Below are 15,774 nucleotides of genomic sequence, written 5' to 3'. Positions count from 1 at the left end.
CGTAAGATGAGCGCCGGCCACTGCCCATGCAGCCTTGCCACCGTTGGCGCAGCTGCGGGCTTGCCGGATTCACAACGACAAAAGGAGATTTGCAGATGCAGAACGAACCCCTTCAGCCGCGCCGCCGCTTCATCAAGACCGCCGCGGGGTCGGGACTCGCCGCCTTGGCCGGCCTGGCCGGTGCGCAGTCTTTCGACTTCAAACCCAACCAGCGCTACCCCGACCCCTCCGTGCTGATACTGGACCCGAGCTTTGCCAGGTACCGCATCTACAGCAGCACGGTCGAGCAGCTTGGCACCGGCATGCGGTGGGCCGAAGGGCCGGTGTACTTTCCTGAAGGCGGCTACCTGCTGTGCAGCGACATTCCGAACAACCGGCTCATGAAGTACGACGAGAAGACCGGCAAGTTCACGGTGCACAAGCAGAACGCCAACTTTGCCAACGGCAACACGCGCGACCGCCAGGGCCGACTGATTACCTGCGAACACTCCGTCACCCGCCGCGTGGTGCGCACCGAGAAAGACGGCCGCATGACGGTGCTGGCCGACAGCTACGAGGGCAAGAAGCTCAACGCGCCCAACGACGTGGTCGTCAGGTCGGACGACACGGTGTGGTTCACCGATCCCCTCTTCGGCATCAACGGCGAGTGGGAAGGTTCCAGGGCAACGCCCGAACAGGCGACCACCAACGTCTACCGCATTGCCAAGGACGGCAAGCTCACAGCGGTCATCACCGACCTGGTGAACCCGAACGGACTCGCGTTCTCGCCGGACGAGAAAAAACTCTACGTGGTCGAGTGGAAGGGCACGCCCAACCGCAGCATCTGGAGCTACGACGTTTCAGCCGACGGCACCAGCGTGTCGAACAAGACCAAGCTGGTGGACGCCGACGGCCCGGGCGCGCTCGACGGCTTTCGGGTCGACCGCGACGGCAACCTCTGGTGCGGCTGGGGCTTCAGCGGCGCCTTCTCGCCGGAGCCCACCGATGTGGGCGGCGGCATGAAGGCGCATTTGCCGCTCGGCAAGTCCGAAGAGATGGACGGCGTGAAGATCTTCAACCCTCAAGGCAAGCCGATCGGCTTCATTCGCCTTCCGGAGCGGTGCGCCAACCTCGAGTTCGGCGGCCCCAAGCGCAACCGCCTCTACATGACGAGCAGCCATTCGCTCTACGCGCTCTACGTGGAAGCGCACGGCGCGGTTTAACGCTCGGTGGCCGCCTCGGGCTGCGGCTCGTCGAGGTTCACCAGGTTCAGGATCGCCATCGGCCCGCCCGGAAACTGAACCAGGCGGCCTTCGTTCACGCCGCCCAGGTCGATGGGGGTGAAGCCCAGGCGGGCAATCAATTCGCTCACGGTCTTCTTGGCATCGGCGTCCTTGCCCGAGAGGAACAGCACGCGGCGGCCGCCGGCGACCTTCGGGTCGGCTTCCAGCGCGGCAGCCGCCAGGTGGTTGAAGGCCTTGACCACGCGAGCGCCCGGCGCCAGTTCGGCCACCACTTCGTTGGAAGCGCGGCCGCCTACGTCGATCGGCGTCAGCGACGGCGCTTCGACGGCATTGTTGGCATCGACGAGGATGCGGCCATTCCACGGCCCCAGGTCTTTCAGCGCGGAGTGCAGGCGGTTCCAGTTGACCGCGACAAACACCAGGTCGGCCTGGGCCGCTTCCTTGAGCTCGACGGCCTTGATGCGGGGCCCCAGCTCGTCGACCAATGGCTGCAGCGTTTGCGGGCCGCGGCTGTTGGCAATGGCGGCGTCGATGCCGTTGCGTGCAAGTTGGCGAGCGATGGCGGAGCCGATTTCGCCGGCGCCGATGATGGCGATTTTCATTTGGTTTTCCTTGGGTTGAAGTGCGCAAGTTCGTCTTGCTGGGTTCAACTCTAGGCATTCGCACCCCATAGCAATAGTCATGACTGGCTTGAATTAGTTTCAAGCATTTGTTGAAATGCCCTGCAATGGAAACCCTCGCCAACCTTGAATCCTTCGTGCGCAGCGCGGAGACGGGCAGCTTTTCGTCGGCGGCACGCCGGCTCGCGCTCACACCCGCAGCAGTCAGCCGCAACGTCGCCCAGCTGGAGCGCAACCTGGGCGTGCGCCTGTTCCAGCGCAGCACGCGCGGCCTTACGCTCAGCGAGGCAGGCGAACGGTTCTTGCAATCGGTGCAGGGCGGCCTCGACAGCATCCAGGGCGCCATTGCGGACATCACCGTGAATGCCGGGCAGCCGGCTGGGGTGCTCAGGCTGAGCGCGGCGCCGGGCTTCGGCATGGACTACCTGTTGCCGCTGATGCCCGGCTTTCTCGAAAAGTATCCGGCGGTCGTTCCGGACTGGTTCTTCGACAACCGTCCGCTGGACCTGATTGCCGGCGGCTTCGACGCAGCCGTGGGCGGCGGGTTCGATCTGCCGCCCGGCATGGTGGCGCGCGAGCTGGGGCGCATCCACCTGATTGCGGTGGCATCGCCCGGCTTCCTGCGCGGCAAGCGCCGGCCGAAGGACCCGGGCGGCCTTGCCGACCTTGCAGGCGTGGCCCTGCGCTCGCCGCTGCACAGCCGCGTTCGCACGCCGGTCATGCGCAACGGCGCCGGACGCGAAATGGCCGCCACGCAAAAGCCGGTGATGGTGGTCAACGACCCCGATGCGCTCTGCCGCGCAACGCTGCTGGGCCTGGGAATCGGCCTCGTCGCCGTGCCGCACGCCGCGCCACACCTGCAGAGCGGCGCGTTGGAGCGGCTGCTGCCCGACTGGCACTGCGACCTGGGCCCGCTCTCGCTGTACTTCGCGAGCCAGAAGCTGCTGCCGGGCAAGACGCGCGCCTTTGTCGATTTCGTCACCGCGGCGTTCCGCGAGCAGAAGCTGGCCCAGCGCCTGTCCGCCGGCAGCCGCACGCGGTAACACCGGCTGACTTGTTCGGCGGTGATGATGCGGCATACTCCCACCCCCCAAACTCGCCAGAAGCCCGCTGAATGGACAAGGAAGTCGACCCCCGCGTACTCGCCGTCATCGATGAGATGCGCCTGTCAGGACCGCGGCTCAGTCCGGTTGAAATCGTCGCCAAGATGGGCGTGTTCGACGCGCGCGACAAGCCCTTCGAGTACGCCTGGATGGCCACGGGCGACAACGTCATTGCGACCATCTGGGCGGAGTATGTGCACGTGGGTGCGAACGGGCGCTGGTTCTATCTCGAATCGCTCGACACGCAGCACCGCCCCGGCGGCGGCGCGCGAACGCCCAACCAGGTCCAGCGCGCGAAAGACCGCCTTGCATTGCTCAAGCGCACCTTCGACGCGGGCCAGGGCTTCCGCGCGGTCGTGCAGACCAACCGGGTTGCGATTGCAGAACTCGAAAGCAACAAGAGCGCGAAGGTGTCTACCCGCGTGCGCGACGACGCCGAATGGCACGTAGCAAGCTGGGAGCCCGAGCAGCTGCTGGCGGTGCTGGTGCGCGGCCCGCGCGGCTGGGTTCCCGATGAAGCCGACATGCAGGCCGCCAAGGCGCGAGGCGGCGTTCCGGCGGCTGTAGAAGCGGAGCCCGAGGCGGCCAAGCCGGCTTCGGCGGAAGAGGTCCAGGCTGCCGCAATGGCGTATGTCATGGGCCACTTCAAGGGCTACGGCTACAACGCCGAGGACGTGACCGGCCAGAAGCTGGGCTACGACATCGAGGTGTCGAATGCGAAAGGCGCAACGCTTCTCAGGGTCACCGTGAAGGGCACCTCCACGGCAACGCCGAACTTCCGCCTCACCCCCGAAGAAAACGCGTGCTCCACGCGCGAGCCGCTCTGGCGCCTGCTGGTGGTGGCCGATGCCGGCGGGCCCACCGCGCAGCACAAGATCTACAAGCCTTCGGAAATGAGCCAGGCGCCCGGCTTCGAAGCCGGGGGCTAGAGCAGCGCCGCGATTTCCGCGGTACCCAGCGCGCCCTGGTACACCCGGAAATCGTCCAGCTGGGCGCGCAGCGCCGGATCGTTCGGATACTGCGAGCGTCCGAGAAAGTTCTGCGTGGTCTCTCCCAACTCGAAGGGCGCCAGCGTCATCTGCGCGTTGCTGCCGACCGCCACGCCATCGACATACAGCGTGCCGAGCGTGCCGGCCAGGGTCACGGCCACGTGCACCCAGCGCCCGGTCGGCAGCGGCGACGCGCCTTCGATCACCTGCTCGTTGTAGCCGTGAACCCTGGAGATCGCGTAGCGCACGGTGCCGGCATTGCTGCGCGGCGTGAGCATCATGTAGCGGCGCGTGCCGGAGCCGAAGTCGAAGACGCGCGACCACGTCGAGAGGCTGTCCACGTACACCCAGCATGCGATCGAAAAGTCGGCCGCGTCTTTCACCAAGCCCGTGGGCAGGTTGATGTAGGCGCCCGTGCCGCCCAGGGCGACAGCCCCTGCTGAGTTGCGGCCCGCAGTCCAAGCCGCGCCACCGGCAAGTTCGCTGGCAGCGAAACGGCCCGTCGCATCGGCGGCGGAGTTTCCTTGCGCTTCGTCGAACCTGAGGTGCATCAGCAGCTCGGGCTTGAGGGCGGCCCGCGCTTCGGCGGATGGCTCGCTCTCTCCCCCTGCGTTCACGGCAACCACGACGTAGTAATACACCTCTCCCGCGACGCCGGTGGTGTCGGTGAAGGTCAGCGTGTCGGTGATGCCTGAAGCCACGGTGGTGCTGTAGGGCCCGCCCGCGGTGGAGGCGCGCCTGACCGCGTAGCTCAGCGCGCCGGTGCTGCCCCACCACGACAACTCCACTTGCGAGGCGCGCACCCGCGCGGTGAGCCCGCTCGGCCGCACGAGCGCCGTGAGCGGATCGCGCGTGAAGGTCAGGGTTCCGAAGCCGAGCTGGTCGCCGTTGTTGCCGTCCGTTTCCGGACGCATCTGCTCGGCCTGCAGCGCGGTGTAGGGCGTGGCAATGCCGAGACGGTTTGCATAGTGGTTGTGCACGCTCTCCCAGATGCCGCGCCGATGCCCCTGCCCGCCCGTCGCCAGCACGGACTGCGTTCCCTGCCGGTTCACGTTGGTGACGAAAGGCACGGTGTAGAAGTCGCCCGCGCCGTCGCGCAGATTGGACTTGGCGACGTACTCGGCACCGGCCAGAAAGCGGTTGTTCTCATAGCCGTAGATGTCGTCGCCCTGGTTCCACGCCATTTCGCAGAACGCGCCTGCGAGGCCGATGCCCAGGGTGCAGTGGCCCTGGTCGCGGCCGCTCTCCTGCCACTGGCCCAGATAGCCGGGATGCATGTGATAGACCGCCTGCAAGCCGGCGCCGTTGCCCGCGCCGCTCCTGTAGTAGTTCAGGGCCTCGTCGTAGATGTCGCGCCGGTCGCACAGCACGCCGATTGCCAGGATGGCACCAATCGTGCACTGGTCCCAGTTGGCCCAGTAGTTGGTGATCTCGGAGCCGTTGTGGTTGACGAGGAAGCTGTGGTTGAGCGGATAGAACACCGTCAGCATCATGTTCTGGAAACGCGCGAAGTCACTTGCCGCCCAGCCCGGATAGGTGCGCATGATCTCGGCCGCGTTTGCGAACTGCTGGCCGTAGATGCCTGCCGCAAGAAAGCGGTCGGCGTTGCCCTCGATCGCCGTCAACGTGGACGACCACTCGTTGAGGAACCTGATCGCCAGGTCGGCATAGCGCGTGTCCTGCGAAACCTTCCAGCGCAGCGCCAACTGGTAGGCGCGCGCGACGTCGATGTAGAACTGCGCGAAGTTCTGGCCCGGGACGTCCCCCCGAATCACCGTGGCCAGCGGCCGCGGCGTGGCACCGAGCTGCGAGCGGCCATTGGATGTGAGCGCATTCCATCCGGCGAGCCAGGGCTGTGCGTTGGCCGCGACCTTGAGGCGCATGCGCTCGAAGTCGGCCTCGGTGTGCAGCAGGCCGGGGTGAACGAACGGCTTCGCTCGCGCGGGCGAAGGGGCCGGGGCCGGCACGTCTTCGGAGCCGGAGCCCGTTGCGGGCCCGGGTGCCGCACCAGCGGTGCCCTGCGTCGCACCGCCAAGCAGGCCGATGCTGCCCGCTCCGCTGCCGCCTCGTCCTCCGCCACAAGCGGCGGTTCCAAGGGCCGCGAGACTCATCGCGCCCATGCAGAACATGCGGCGGTCCAGGAAGTTGTCGAGGGTGTTGTCGGGGAGGTTGTTGTCTTCGCTGGCCGGTTGATGCATGTTGTATTGAGGTTTTGTTAAACCTTGCTACCGCAACATGCATGCCCAATTCGCAGATGAGCCCTTTTCTATTCGCCTCGCTTGCGGATCGCTGCGCAAAAAAGCCTCAGGGCCCGCAAAAACCCTCTGCACATGACAATCAGTGTCACGCGCGCCGCGCGGTGCGCTCATAAATGTCACGCTTTGCGCCGCACCGCTAAAGCTGCAGGTTGACGTCGACCTTGGGCGTGCCGGGCGCCGATTGCGCGACCACAACGATGCGTTCTTCGAGCCGCTGAAAGTGCAGGTCGACACGCGCACTCCCCACCTGCAGCCCTTGCACGTGCAGCTGGTCAATGTCCGCGGGCAACTGCGGCTGCACGATCTTCACCTCGCGCCGGACGCCGTCCACCTGCAGGCCCAGGCAGGCTTGCAGCAGCATGAACACAGACCCCGCCGCCCACGCCTGCGGCAGGCACGCCACGGGGTAGGCAACGGGTGACTGGCCGGGCTGGCGGTCGAAGCCGCAGAACAGTTCGGGCAAGCGCATGCCGAAGTGCGAGGCCGTCTCGAACAGGTTGTCAAGGATGCGCACCACGCCGTCTCGCTCGCCGTAGTGGGCAAGCCCGGCCGCGCACAGCGCAACATCGTGCGGCCACACCGATCCGTTGTGATACGACATCGGGTTGAAGCGTACCGCCTCGGTAGGCAAGGTGCGAATGCCCCAGCCCGATGCGAAGGCCGACGACAGCAGTTGGTGGCCGACGGACAGGGCCCTCTCTCTTCGCCCGGCAGGCCCGTGAAGAGCAGATGCCCCGCATTGGATGCACGCACGCGGCAAGGCTGATTGGCGCCATCGATGGCCAGCGCGTAGAACTTCAGGTCGTCGAGCCAGAAGCGGCTTTCGACCGCTTCGCGCATGGCCTCCGCACGCTGGCGCCAACGGGCGGCGCCGGCGTCGCCCTGCCACTCGGCCATGGACGACATCGCGAGAAAGGCCGCATAGACATAGCCTTGCACCTCGACGAGCGCAATCGGCCCTTCGGGCGTGCGGCCGTCGGCGTGGAAGATCGAGTCGTGGCTGTCCTTCCATCCCTGGTTGGCTAGGCCGCTGGCTTCACCGCGCTGGTAAGCCAGCAGGCCATCGGGGTGGCGCGCCATGTTGCGCTCCATCCACTCGCAAGCAGCGCACAGCGCGGGCCAGATGTGCGCGATGGTGGCGCGGTCGGCCGTGCGCCGCGCATAGGCTCCTGCCAAGGCCACGAAAAGCGGCGTGGTGTCGACGCCGCCGTAGTACTGGCCGAAGGGCAGTTCGTCGACCGCGGCCATCTCGCCCTTGCGGGTCTCGTGCATGATTTTTCCGGGCTCGGCATCGCGAAAGCTCGAGGTCTGGTGCGCCTGCCGCGCCGCAAGAAATTCGAGCACGCCTTGCGCCAGCCTCGGGTCGATCCACAGGGTCTGGAAAGCCGTGACGATGGCGTCGCGCCCGAACGGTGTCGAGAACCATGGAATGCCCGCGTAGGGATACGGTCCCGTGGGCAGGTCGGTCGTGAGCAGCGCAAGGTCGGCGCGCGAGCGGTCGAGCCAGGCCTGGAACAAGCGGCCCGAAGCCTGCAGGCGTGAGCCGCGGCGCTGGCGTGCGCGCATGCGCCACCGCGCGAGCACGCCGGCTTCGCGGAACCGCTCCGCGTTGGGTTGGCCGGGCTCCGTGCCCACCTCGATGTGGAGCGTCCATTCGCCGTGCGCCGCAAGCGGCACGGTGAATGCGGCGGTGCCCGCATCGAGGCGCTGCGGAACTTGAGAGAAATCGATGCAGGCCAGGCGCGTGACCGTGTCCAGCCCCTGATAGCGCAGCACCACGCCGTGCGTTCCCACCTCGGGCGCGCCGATCTCGCCGCGCCGTGCGCGCTGCTGGCCGCGCACTTCGAACATGTCGCGAAAGTCGGCGCCGAACTGCAGCGTGAGCGGCGCTTGCGCGGGCTGGTCGCTGTAGTTGACGAGGCGGATGCGCTCGAACAGCCGCGCGCCCCACAGAAAGCGCTTGCGCTCCAGATGGATCACGCCTTGCGGCATCGATGTCGAGCCGAGCACCGGCAGCGGGCGGTTGGTGAGATTGGCGGTGAAGAAAACGTTGTCCTGGCTGACCCCGCTGGACAACAGCGACGGACGCGCGCCGTCGAGCCGCAGCACGAATGTCGACAGCATGCGCGTGTCGTCGTGAAAGAGCCCGTCCACACCGCCGCCCACGTCGCCGTGGCCGTCCATCACAAAATAGGTATCGCCTTCCTTGAGCACGAACGCGTGCTGCACCGCGCGTTCGGTGGCCGGCTCAGCCTGATCGACAGCAGGCACTTCAACGCTCATCGCTCAGGCCGCCTCGTGGTAGACATGGTCTTGCGGCGGCAGCACCCCGCCACCGATCAGCCGCTTGTATTGCTCGACGTAGGCACTTGCCATCGCATGCGCGGAGAACCTGCTTTCGAACGCCTCGCGCACGCGGCGCCGGTCGAGCTTGCCGATGGCGCGCACCGCCTCCACCGCCTCTGACTCGTCTTCGACGATGAGCCCGCTCACGCCGTGCTCGATCACTTCGGGCACCGAGCCGCAGCGCCACCCGATCACCGGCGTGCCGCAAGCCATGGCCTCGATCATCACCAGGCCAAAGGGCTCCGGCCAGTCGATGGGAAAGAGCAGCGCGCGCGCACCGCCAAGAAATTTGGCCTTGTCGGCATCGCCGATCTCGCCGATGAATTCGACGAGTGGGTGGTCGAGCATCGGCTTGATCTTTTGCGCAAAGTAGCTTGCATCGGCTGCATCGACCTTGGCCGCGATCTTGAGCGGGAGCCCCGCTTTCTTCGCGATCTCGATGGCGCGGTCGGGCCGCTTCTCGGGCGAGATGCGCCCCAGGAAAGCCAGGTATCCGTCAGGCTTGGGCTGGAAGGCATAGGGCGTTTCGTCCAGCCCGTGGGGAATGGTCGCGAACCAGTTGGCAAAAGGCAGCGGCTTTCGCTGGTGGCGCGAGATGGAGACCAGCGGATAGCGGCTCCAGCGCATGTAGGCGCCGGGCAGATCGGCAATGTCGAGCCGGCCATGAAGCGTGGTGAGCGTGCGGCCCGCCATGTCTTCGAAGAACGGAAAGTGCATCAGGTCGACGTGGAAGTGCAGCACGTCGAACTGGTGCGCTCGTCGCCGCACTTCGTGAAGCATGCTCAGGTGGCTGGCCAGGTCGGACTTCAGCGGCGCCGGGTCCAGGCGCAGGGCCTGCGCGCGCATGGGGGCCAGCTGGGCCCGGGTCTGGGTGTCCGCCGAAGCGAACAGCGTGACTTCGTGTCCCTGGTCGACCAGCGCGTTGGCCAGGTGGGCGACGACCCGTTCGGTGCCGCCGTAGAGCCGCGGCGGAACGGCTTCGTAGAGGGGTGCGATCTGCGCGATCTTCATCGTCAAGACAGTCTCCTCGGAGGAAATGAATGAACAAGGAATGAGGGCGAAGAAACGGAGGCGCGAGGCTTCCAAGCTGTAATTTTGATGCGGCTGTTTTTAATTTCAAGAGCATTCAAAAGCGCCCCTGCGGCATTCGCCGCTTGCAGCCGGCGCCGGCTTGTTCTAGATTTTTTGCGTTGCATTGGAGGTCTCTTGATGAACATTCTCGAAACCGTTGCCGACCAGTCCGACGCGATGCGGCTGCCGCTGTATGCGGTGACCGTAACCGCCGTGGCCCGCGAAGAAGCGCCTGCGTTGCTCTCCCTGCACTGGCACGGCTTCTTCCGGCAGACGCCCCTGCATCTGCCGGGCCTCGAACTTCCGGCGCGGCCGGTGCCGCAGTCGATGGCGCAGTTCGACATGCCCCAGGGCGTGCTCGATGCGTTCGACGCACTCGAGCAATCGCTGCTCGAGGCGGCGTGGCAGCTCGGCGCCTGGGACGTCGAGCGGCTGGAGCGGCCGGCATGGTGGCGGCTTGGCGCGCCTGCAACCGAAGTGAGCGACGGCCGACGCGCCTTTGGCTACTACGAAGACGACGACAGCGACAACGGCCACGTCATGGCCGATGCGCCCGACCGCGAGGAGCTGATGCGGCTTGCCGCGCACCGGGGCTACCTGCGCTGGCTGTTCCGCCCGCGCAAGCGCGGCATCTGGGCCGAAGTGCAAGACGATGGCGACGACACGCTCGACGAGAGCGGCGGGCGCCCGCTGCCCTGCCCCGTGATGCCCCAGCCGCTGCATGGCGACGATGCGGCGCGCCGCACCGTCTACCGGCTGGGCCGTGCGGATCGCATCCTGCTTGGTGGCGGCTGAAAAAAATCGTCACAAAAAATCTGCGCCGCAACCTCTTGAAGCGGCGGCGGCCAGCCCATAGCTCTCGCGCGCCGGCATTTCTCGGTGCCGGTTCAACTTTTTTGATGACCTGTATCGCTTAGGAGATTGAACATGAAACTTCATCCTCTGTACGACCGGGTGATCGTCAAGCGGATCGAACAGCAGCGCAAGACGGCTTCCGGCATCGTGATTCCCGACTCGGCCGCGGAGAAGCCCGAACAGGGCGAGGTGCTCTCGGTGGGCCAAGGGAAGCTGCTTGCGGACGGCACCCTGCGCCCCTTGCACCTGAAGGCGGGCGACCAGGTGCTCTTTGCCAAGTACGCGGGGCAGACGGTCAAGGTCGAAGACGAGGAACTGCTGGTGATGCGCGAGGACGACGTGCTCGCGGTTGTCGACACCAGCGAACGCGGCGGCCTGAAGCGCGTCGCCTGATGATGTCCAGAAACCCGTTGTGAAAGGAGTGATGAAAAAATGACTGCCAAGGACGTCAGGTTCCATGACAACGCCCGCCAGCGCATCGTCGCGGGCGTCAACATCCTTGCCGATGCGGTGAAGGTCACGCTCGGTCCCAAGGGCCGCAACGTGCTGCTCGAACGCAGCTTCGGCGCACCCACCATCACCAAGGACGGCGTGTCGGTGGCCAAGGAGATCGAGCTTGCCGACAAGTTCGAGAACATGGGCGCGCAGATCGTGAAACAGGTGGCCTCCAAGACGGCCGACGTGGCGGGCGACGGCACCACCACCGCCACCGTGCTCGCGCAGGCCATCGTGCAAGAGGGCATGAAGCACGTGGCCTCGGGCATGAACCCGATGGACCTGAAGCGCGGCATCGACAAGGCCACCGCCGCGGTGCTCGAAGAGCTGCGCAAGCTCTCCAAGCCCATCTGCACGGGCAAGGAGATCGCGCAGGTGGCCGCGCTTTCGGCCAACTCCGACGAAGCCATCGGCAAGATCATTGCCGACGCAATGGAGAAGGTCGGCAAGGAAGGCGTGATCACGGTGGAAGACGGCAAGTCGCTCGATAACGAGCTCGACGTGGTCGAGGGCATGCAGTTCGACCGCGGCTACCTGAGCCCCTATTTCATCAACGACCCCGAGAAGCAGGTGGCGCACCTCGACGATCCGCTGGTGCTGCTGCACGACAAGAAGATCTCGAACATCCGCGAACTGCTGCCGGTGCTCGAAGCCGCCGCAAAGGCCGGCAAGCCGCTCCTGATCGTGGCCGAAGAGGTCGAGGGCGAAGCGCTTGCCACGCTGGTGGTCAACTCCATGCGCGGCGTGCTGAAGGTGGCGGCTGTCAAGGCGCCGGGCTTCGGCGACCGCCGCAAGGCAATGCTCGAGGACATTGCGGTACTCACGGGCGCGACGGTGATCTCCGAAGAAACCGGCAAGCAGCTCGACAAGGCGACGCTCGAAGACCTGGGCCGCGCCAAGCGCGTCGAAGTGCAAAAGGAGAACACCATCATCATCGACGGCGCGGGCGACCAGGCGCTCATCGATGCGCGCGTGAAGTCGATCCAGGCGCAGATCGAGCAGGCCACCAGCGACTACGACCGCGAAAAGCTGCAGGAGCGCGTGGCCAAGCTCGCGGGCGGCGTGGCGGTGATCCGCGTCGGTGCCGCCACCGAAGTGGAAATGAAGGAAAAGAAGGACCGCGTCGACGATGCGCTGCACGCGACGCGCGCGGCTGTCGAGGAAGGCATCGTGCCCGGCGGCGGCGTGGCGTTGCTGCGCGCGCGTGCGGCCATCACCGAGCTGAAAGGTGCCAATGCCGACCAGGACGCGGGCATTCGCATTGCACTGCGCGCGCTCGAGGCACCGCTGCGCGCCATCGTTGCCAATGCGGGCGTGGAACCTTCGGTGGTCGTCTCCAAGGTGCTCGAGGGCAAGGGCAACTACGGCTACGACGCGTCGACCGGCGAGTACGGCGACCTGGTGCAGATCGGCGTGGTCGACCCGACCAAGGTCACGCGCACCGCGCTGCAGAACGCGGCATCGATCGCGGGCCTGATCCTCACGACGGACGCGACTGTGGCGGAACTGCCCAAGCCCGCCGAGAAGGCCCCAGGCCATGCCGGCGGGCGGCATGGATTATTGAGCCGGTTGCACGCCTTTAGCTGAAGCGCGAAGCGGCGTCCCTTGCGGGGCGCCGCTTCTTTGCTTTGTCTTGCCCTGCCCCCGCGCTCGCCTTGATTCAAAGCGCCGGCGGCAGGCGGATTTCGATCGGATGCGTGCGTTCGTAGCGCTGCTGGCATTCGATGCAGCGGGCGGAGGCCGGCATGGCGTTGAGCCTTCCGGCCGGAATCTGCGCGCCGCAGTCCACGCAGGTACCGAACTCACCATTGCGCAGCCGCTCCTGGCGGCCTCGATGTCGCGGAGCTCGGCAACGTCGCGGTCCATTTCAGCGCTTCGCAGCGCGCCGCGGAGGCGCTCCTCTGCTGCATCGACCGTGTCCGGCACTTGCACATGGGGGTTCGCGTGGGTGCCTCGGCTTCATCGGCCTTGGCGGTCCTCAATTCGGACTCGAGCTCTGCCGCCCGCTCGTCGAGCTTGCGGTGCCACTGTTCGGTGTTCTTCGTCATGCCGGATTCACCGGCAAACCGCATGCCCGCGGCGTGGCTTCTGCAGGCATGCGATGCTCCACCCGAACTTGCGGCAAAAAGCCTGAATCGAATTGCAGCACTCCGACACCCTTCTTCTGGCCGCCCTGCGCGCCGCGCCGCGCAGGTACCGCATGCCGCCCTTGCCGGCGGATGCAGTCTCAGCCGCGGCAACCGGCACGGATGCGGCCCTGGCCTTTGCGATCGAAGCCGTTCGCATCGGGCAGGAGGAGCTTGAGGTGCCGCCGCCGGTTTCCGCCCGGCCGCTTTTTACCGAGGCGCTGGCACAGCTGATCCGCAAGGCGCTGGCGCCCGAAGGCGGGGACCCGGCTTTCCAGGCACTGGTGATGCAGGCGCAGGATGCAGAGGTTCGTGAACATGCGCAGCTGTCCAGGCAGCGCGAGGCCGACCAGCGCGCCATCAGGGCCGCCACGAATGCCATCGCGCATCCGGGCAAGTTGCGGCAGATGCCGGCCGATGAAGTGCGCGACGCACTGGCGCGGTTGCACGGTTTGGCGGCGGCAGACTCGTGGGAAGAGCTTGCGCACGCCATCGAGCATTTGCTCGGCCGGAATCTCTCCGCACAGCAAAACTTGCAACCCGCGTTGGAGGCCATTCGTTCCAACCCTGCGCTGAAACGGCTGGTGCGCGGCAGCCGCTTGCTGCACCTGGATGCTGTGCAGCGCTACCAGGCACTGTGCGAACGCCAGGGGCCGATGGCCGGCAGCCACGCCGCCCTCGCCAAGGGGCGCGCGTCGGCACGCCGCGGTGAGGCTGCCGAGGAAACCGGCGTGCAGGCGTTCCGCCAGATCGCGGATGCGCTGAATCAGCGTGAAAAAGGTGTTGCGAGCTATCGCGTCGTGCAAAGCCTTCGGAACCCTGCTGCTTTTCCGGGCGAGGCGAACAAGGCCAAGGAAGAATGGGACGCCGCGATTGTGCGCAGCAGCGCGGGTGACGGCGACGAACTCGTTCTTCTTGCAGAGATCAAGGCCTCCCCTGCTTCTGCCACGGCGGACTTTTCGCGCCTGCTGCGTGGGCTGCGGCGACTTGCGGAGGCACGCCCGGAGGCGACCTACGCCTTTGCATCCGCAGATGGCGTCGCGCGCATCCATGGCGCGTCGCTGCGAAGGCTGCAGCCCGACGGCGACTCTTTGCCGCCGCACGTAATCTATTGCTGCTCGGCGCCGACCGAAGCGCATCCGCCGGTGCTGAGCACGGCAAGCAAGGCCGTTCTGCTTGGGGAGCCCGCAAGCCTCGCGTTCGCGCACCAGCTCCTTGCAGGCGAACTGCCGTCGCCCGCTTCTCTCGAACCGGTATGGAACGCGCTCACGACAGAGCCGCGGCTGCGTTCCGCGCTGCATCAATACGACACCGCGCGAAAGGCGCGCGCGGCCATGCTGCATCCGGCCGATCTGCTGGCATCCGTCGCCCAAAGCCTGGAGGCCCGGGGCGGCTAGTGCTGCTTTGCGGAGCGCTGCGCCCGGGGAGCTTCGTCGATGCGGGCAGACCGCTCTGCGGCTTCGGCAGGATTACCGCCGTCCGACATCACATACACGCCGCGCGTCGGAATGGCGAACTCGACGCCCAGCGCGTCGAACTCACGCATCATCTGCAGGTTGAGGCGCTGCTGTTCGTCCATGTAGAGCCCGTAGTCCGGCGTGGTCACGAAATAGACCACTTCGAAGTCGAGCGAGCTTTCACCGAAGGCCTGGAAGTGCACGCGGTCCAACCGCAGCTTGGGCCGCGATTCGATCAGCCGCTTCACGATGCCGGGAATGGCCTCCAGCTTCTCAGGGTCGCTGCGGTAGCTCATGCCGAACTTGAACGCAATGCGGCGCTCTTCCATGCGGCGATAGTTCTTCACGATTTGCTTCAGCAGGTCGGTGTTGCTGATGACGATCTGCTCGCCCGTCAGGCTGCGCAGGCGCGTAGTCTTGAGGCCGATGTGCTGCACCGTGCCCGAGAGGTCGCCAATGCCGATGGCGTCGCCCACCTCGAACGGCTTGTCGACCGCAATCGAAAGCGATGCGAACAGGTCGCCAAGAATGTTCTGCACCGCCAGCGCGATCGCAATGCCGCCGACGCCGAGGCTGGCCACGAACGCGGTGATGTTGACGCCCAGGTTCGAGAGCATCGCCAACAGCACCACGGCCCACAGCAGCGTGCGCAGCGACCATGAAAGGAGCACCGCGGACGCGCTGACCTGCGTCATGCCCGACGAACTATGGCGCGCCTCGTAGCGGCGCAGCCCCAGGCTGATGGCCTTGGTGAACCACAGCCCGGTTTGCAGCGCCAGCGCGATGAACCACAGCTGACCGACGCGCTGGTTCCAGCGCTCGGTCAGGTCGAGCATGCCCACGCCGACGAGCACCGCCGCAAGCAGCAGGAACACGCGGTTGGTACTGCCGAGCACCTCGACCACCATGTCGTCGACATGATTGCTCGTGCGCTGCGCGAGTTGCCGCGTACGGCCGATCACATAGCGCAGCACCAGCCGCATTGCAAGATAAGCCGCCAGGGCGGCTGCAACGGCCAGCGCCAGGTCGGGCACGGGCAGCCCCAGCAGGGTCGCGTCGGTAAGAGCGTCGAGCTTCTCGTTCATCCGCGGAAGGCCTTCGCCATGTCCGTTGCAAGAGGGGAAGAAGTCATGTCGTTCCTTGAAAGCTCATGTTCGAGCGTGCTCGCGAATATCGGTCGCGTGCGTTTGCATCCACTGCCCATGCGTCCCTTGCGGGATTGGGGAGATGA

14 protein-coding genes and 2 pseudogenes are annotated in these 15,774 nt (G+C 66.2%); 7 read left to right on the top strand and 9 right to left on the bottom strand.

Annotated elements, in window-relative coordinates; all coding sequences use genetic code 11:
- Positions 1-95 precede the first annotated feature (95 nt).
- Complete coding sequence (locus M0765_RS11900; RefSeq protein WP_258503857.1) at positions 96-1,202, top strand: SMP-30/gluconolactonase/LRE family protein; 1,107 nt, start codon at positions 96-98, stop codon at positions 1,200-1,202.
- Here M0765_RS11900 and M0765_RS11895 read toward each other — a convergent pair.
- Positions 1,199-1,825 (bottom strand): NADPH-dependent F420 reductase, encoded by a 627-nt coding sequence (locus M0765_RS11895; protein ID WP_258503856.1) that lies wholly within the window; start codon positions 1,823-1,825, stop codon positions 1,199-1,201. The two genes, M0765_RS11900 and M0765_RS11895, sit on opposite strands and share 4 nt — an antisense overlap.
- A gap of 125 nt (positions 1,826-1,950) precedes the next feature.
- Between M0765_RS11895 and M0765_RS11890 the strand changes: the two genes are divergently transcribed.
- Together M0765_RS11890 and M0765_RS11885 are read left to right on the top strand one after the other, a co-directional pair.
- Positions 1,951-2,886 (top strand): LysR family transcriptional regulator, encoded by a 936-nt coding sequence (locus M0765_RS11890; protein WP_258503855.1) that lies wholly within the window; start codon positions 1,951-1,953, stop codon positions 2,884-2,886.
- A gap of 71 nt (positions 2,887-2,957) precedes the next feature.
- Positions 2,958-3,875, top strand: coding sequence for a DUF3883 domain-containing protein (locus M0765_RS11885; protein ID WP_258503854.1), 918 nt, complete (start codon positions 2,958-2,960; stop codon positions 3,873-3,875).
- Here M0765_RS11885 and M0765_RS11880 read toward each other — a convergent pair.
- The 5 genes and pseudogenes from M0765_RS11880 to M0765_RS11865 form a co-directional block, all read right to left on the bottom strand.
- Positions 3,872-6,133: a LamG-like jellyroll fold domain-containing protein gene (locus M0765_RS11880; protein ID WP_258503853.1), complete on the bottom strand. Its 2,262-nt coding sequence runs from the start codon at positions 6,131-6,133 to the stop codon at positions 3,872-3,874. The genes M0765_RS11885 and M0765_RS11880 overlap by 4 nt on opposite strands.
- Before the next feature lie 196 nt (positions 6,134-6,329).
- Positions 6,330-6,554 carry a hypothetical protein gene (locus M0765_RS11875; RefSeq protein WP_258503852.1) on the bottom strand — a complete coding sequence of 75 codons (225 nt, stop codon included), beginning with the start codon at positions 6,552-6,554 and terminating at the stop codon, positions 6,330-6,332.
- 174 nt (positions 6,555-6,728) lie between these two features.
- Positions 6,729-7,082 (bottom strand): annotated as a pseudogene (locus tag M0765_RS29420) (hypothetical protein); the annotation flags it as partial.
- Positions 6,995-8,377 (bottom strand): annotated as a pseudogene (locus M0765_RS11870) (amylo-alpha-1,6-glucosidase); the annotation flags it as partial. The pseudogenes M0765_RS29420 and M0765_RS11870, both read right to left, overlap by 88 nt.
- Positions 8,378-8,479: 102 nt before the next feature.
- Positions 8,480-9,550 (bottom strand): glycosyltransferase family 4 protein, encoded by a 1,071-nt coding sequence (locus tag M0765_RS11865; protein WP_258508233.1) that lies wholly within the window; start codon positions 9,548-9,550, stop codon positions 8,480-8,482.
- Between the two features lie 198 nt (positions 9,551-9,748).
- On the opposite strand from M0765_RS11865, the gene M0765_RS11860 reads away from it, so the two are divergent.
- The 3 genes from M0765_RS11860 (at position 9,749) to groL (ending at position 12,547) form a co-directional block, all read left to right on the top strand.
- Positions 9,749-10,405, top strand: coding sequence for a diguanylate cyclase (locus M0765_RS11860; protein ID WP_258503850.1), 657 nt, complete (start codon positions 9,749-9,751; stop codon positions 10,403-10,405).
- Positions 10,406-10,537: 132 nt separating this feature from the next.
- The gene (locus tag M0765_RS11855; RefSeq protein ID WP_258503849.1) at positions 10,538-10,858 is read left to right on the top strand and encodes a co-chaperone GroES; all 321 of its coding nucleotides are present in this window, start codon (positions 10,538-10,540) and stop codon (positions 10,856-10,858) included.
- A gap of 39 nt (positions 10,859-10,897) precedes the next feature.
- Positions 10,898-12,547 (top strand): chaperonin GroEL, encoded by a 1,650-nt coding sequence (groL, locus tag M0765_RS11850; RefSeq protein WP_258503848.1) that lies wholly within the window; start codon positions 10,898-10,900, stop codon positions 12,545-12,547.
- A gap of 73 nt (positions 12,548-12,620) precedes the next feature.
- On the opposite strand, the gene M0765_RS11845 is transcribed toward groL, so the two are convergent.
- Together M0765_RS11845 and M0765_RS11840 are read right to left on the bottom strand one after the other, a co-directional pair.
- Positions 12,621-12,749, bottom strand: coding sequence for a TraR/DksA C4-type zinc finger protein (locus tag M0765_RS11845; RefSeq protein WP_258503847.1), 129 nt, complete (start codon positions 12,747-12,749; stop codon positions 12,621-12,623).
- Between the two features lie 438 nt (positions 12,750-13,187).
- On the bottom strand, positions 13,188-13,535 hold the full coding sequence (locus M0765_RS11840; RefSeq protein WP_258503846.1) for a hypothetical protein: 348 nt from the start codon (positions 13,533-13,535) through the stop codon (positions 13,188-13,190).
- On the opposite strand from M0765_RS11840, the gene M0765_RS11835 reads away from it, so the two are divergent.
- A complete protein-coding gene (locus M0765_RS11835; RefSeq protein ID WP_258503845.1) occupies positions 13,509-14,483 on the top strand; it encodes a hypothetical protein in 975 nt (324 codons plus the stop codon). The two genes, M0765_RS11840 and M0765_RS11835, sit on opposite strands and share 27 nt — an antisense overlap.
- On the opposite strand, the gene M0765_RS11830 is transcribed toward M0765_RS11835, so the two are convergent.
- Positions 14,480-15,628 carry a mechanosensitive ion channel family protein gene (locus tag M0765_RS11830; protein ID WP_258503844.1) on the bottom strand — a complete coding sequence of 383 codons (1,149 nt, stop codon included), beginning with the start codon at positions 15,626-15,628 and terminating at the stop codon, positions 14,480-14,482. The genes M0765_RS11835 and M0765_RS11830 overlap by 4 nt on opposite strands.
- Positions 15,629-15,774 lie beyond the last annotated feature (146 nt).

Source organism: Variovorax sp. S12S4 (assembly GCF_023195515.1).
Lineage (GTDB): Bacteria > Pseudomonadota > Gammaproteobacteria > Burkholderiales > Burkholderiaceae_C > Variovorax.
The sequence above is the reverse complement of the archived record's forward strand: the minus strand, read 5'-3'. Positions and strand labels throughout refer to the sequence as shown.

Excerpts from the sequence above, each read along its gene's own strand:
- groL (WP_258503848.1), top strand. The coding sequence starts at position 10,898 with ATGACTGCCAAGGACGTCAGGTTCCATGACAACGCCCGCCAGCGCATC.
- M0765_RS11900 (WP_258503857.1), top strand. The coding sequence starts at position 96 with ATGCAGAACGAACCCCTTCAGCCGCGCCGCCGCTTCATCAAGACCGCC.
- M0765_RS11885 (WP_258503854.1), top strand. The coding sequence starts at position 2,958 with ATGGACAAGGAAGTCGACCCCCGCGTACTCGCCGTCATCGATGAGATG.
- M0765_RS11830 (WP_258503844.1), bottom strand. The coding sequence starts at position 15,628 with ATGAACGAGAAGCTCGACGCTCTTACCGACGCGACCCTGCTGGGGCTG.
- M0765_RS11880 (WP_258503853.1), bottom strand. The coding sequence starts at position 6,133 with ATGCATCAACCGGCCAGCGAAGACAACAACCTCCCCGACAACACCCTC.
- M0765_RS11875 (WP_258503852.1), bottom strand. The coding sequence starts at position 6,554 with ATGCTGCTGCAAGCCTGCCTGGGCCTGCAGGTGGACGGCGTCCGGCGC.
- M0765_RS11895 (WP_258503856.1), bottom strand. The coding sequence starts at position 1,825 with ATGAAAATCGCCATCATCGGCGCCGGCGAAATCGGCTCCGCCATCGCT.
- M0765_RS11865 (WP_258508233.1), bottom strand. The coding sequence starts at position 9,550 with ATGAAGATCGCGCAGATCGCACCCCTCTACGAAGCCGTTCCGCCGCGG.
- M0765_RS11855 (WP_258503849.1), top strand. The coding sequence starts at position 10,538 with ATGAAACTTCATCCTCTGTACGACCGGGTGATCGTCAAGCGGATCGAA.
- M0765_RS11890 (WP_258503855.1), top strand. The coding sequence starts at position 1,951 with ATGGAAACCCTCGCCAACCTTGAATCCTTCGTGCGCAGCGCGGAGACG.
- M0765_RS11860 (WP_258503850.1), top strand. The coding sequence starts at position 9,749 with ATGAACATTCTCGAAACCGTTGCCGACCAGTCCGACGCGATGCGGCTG.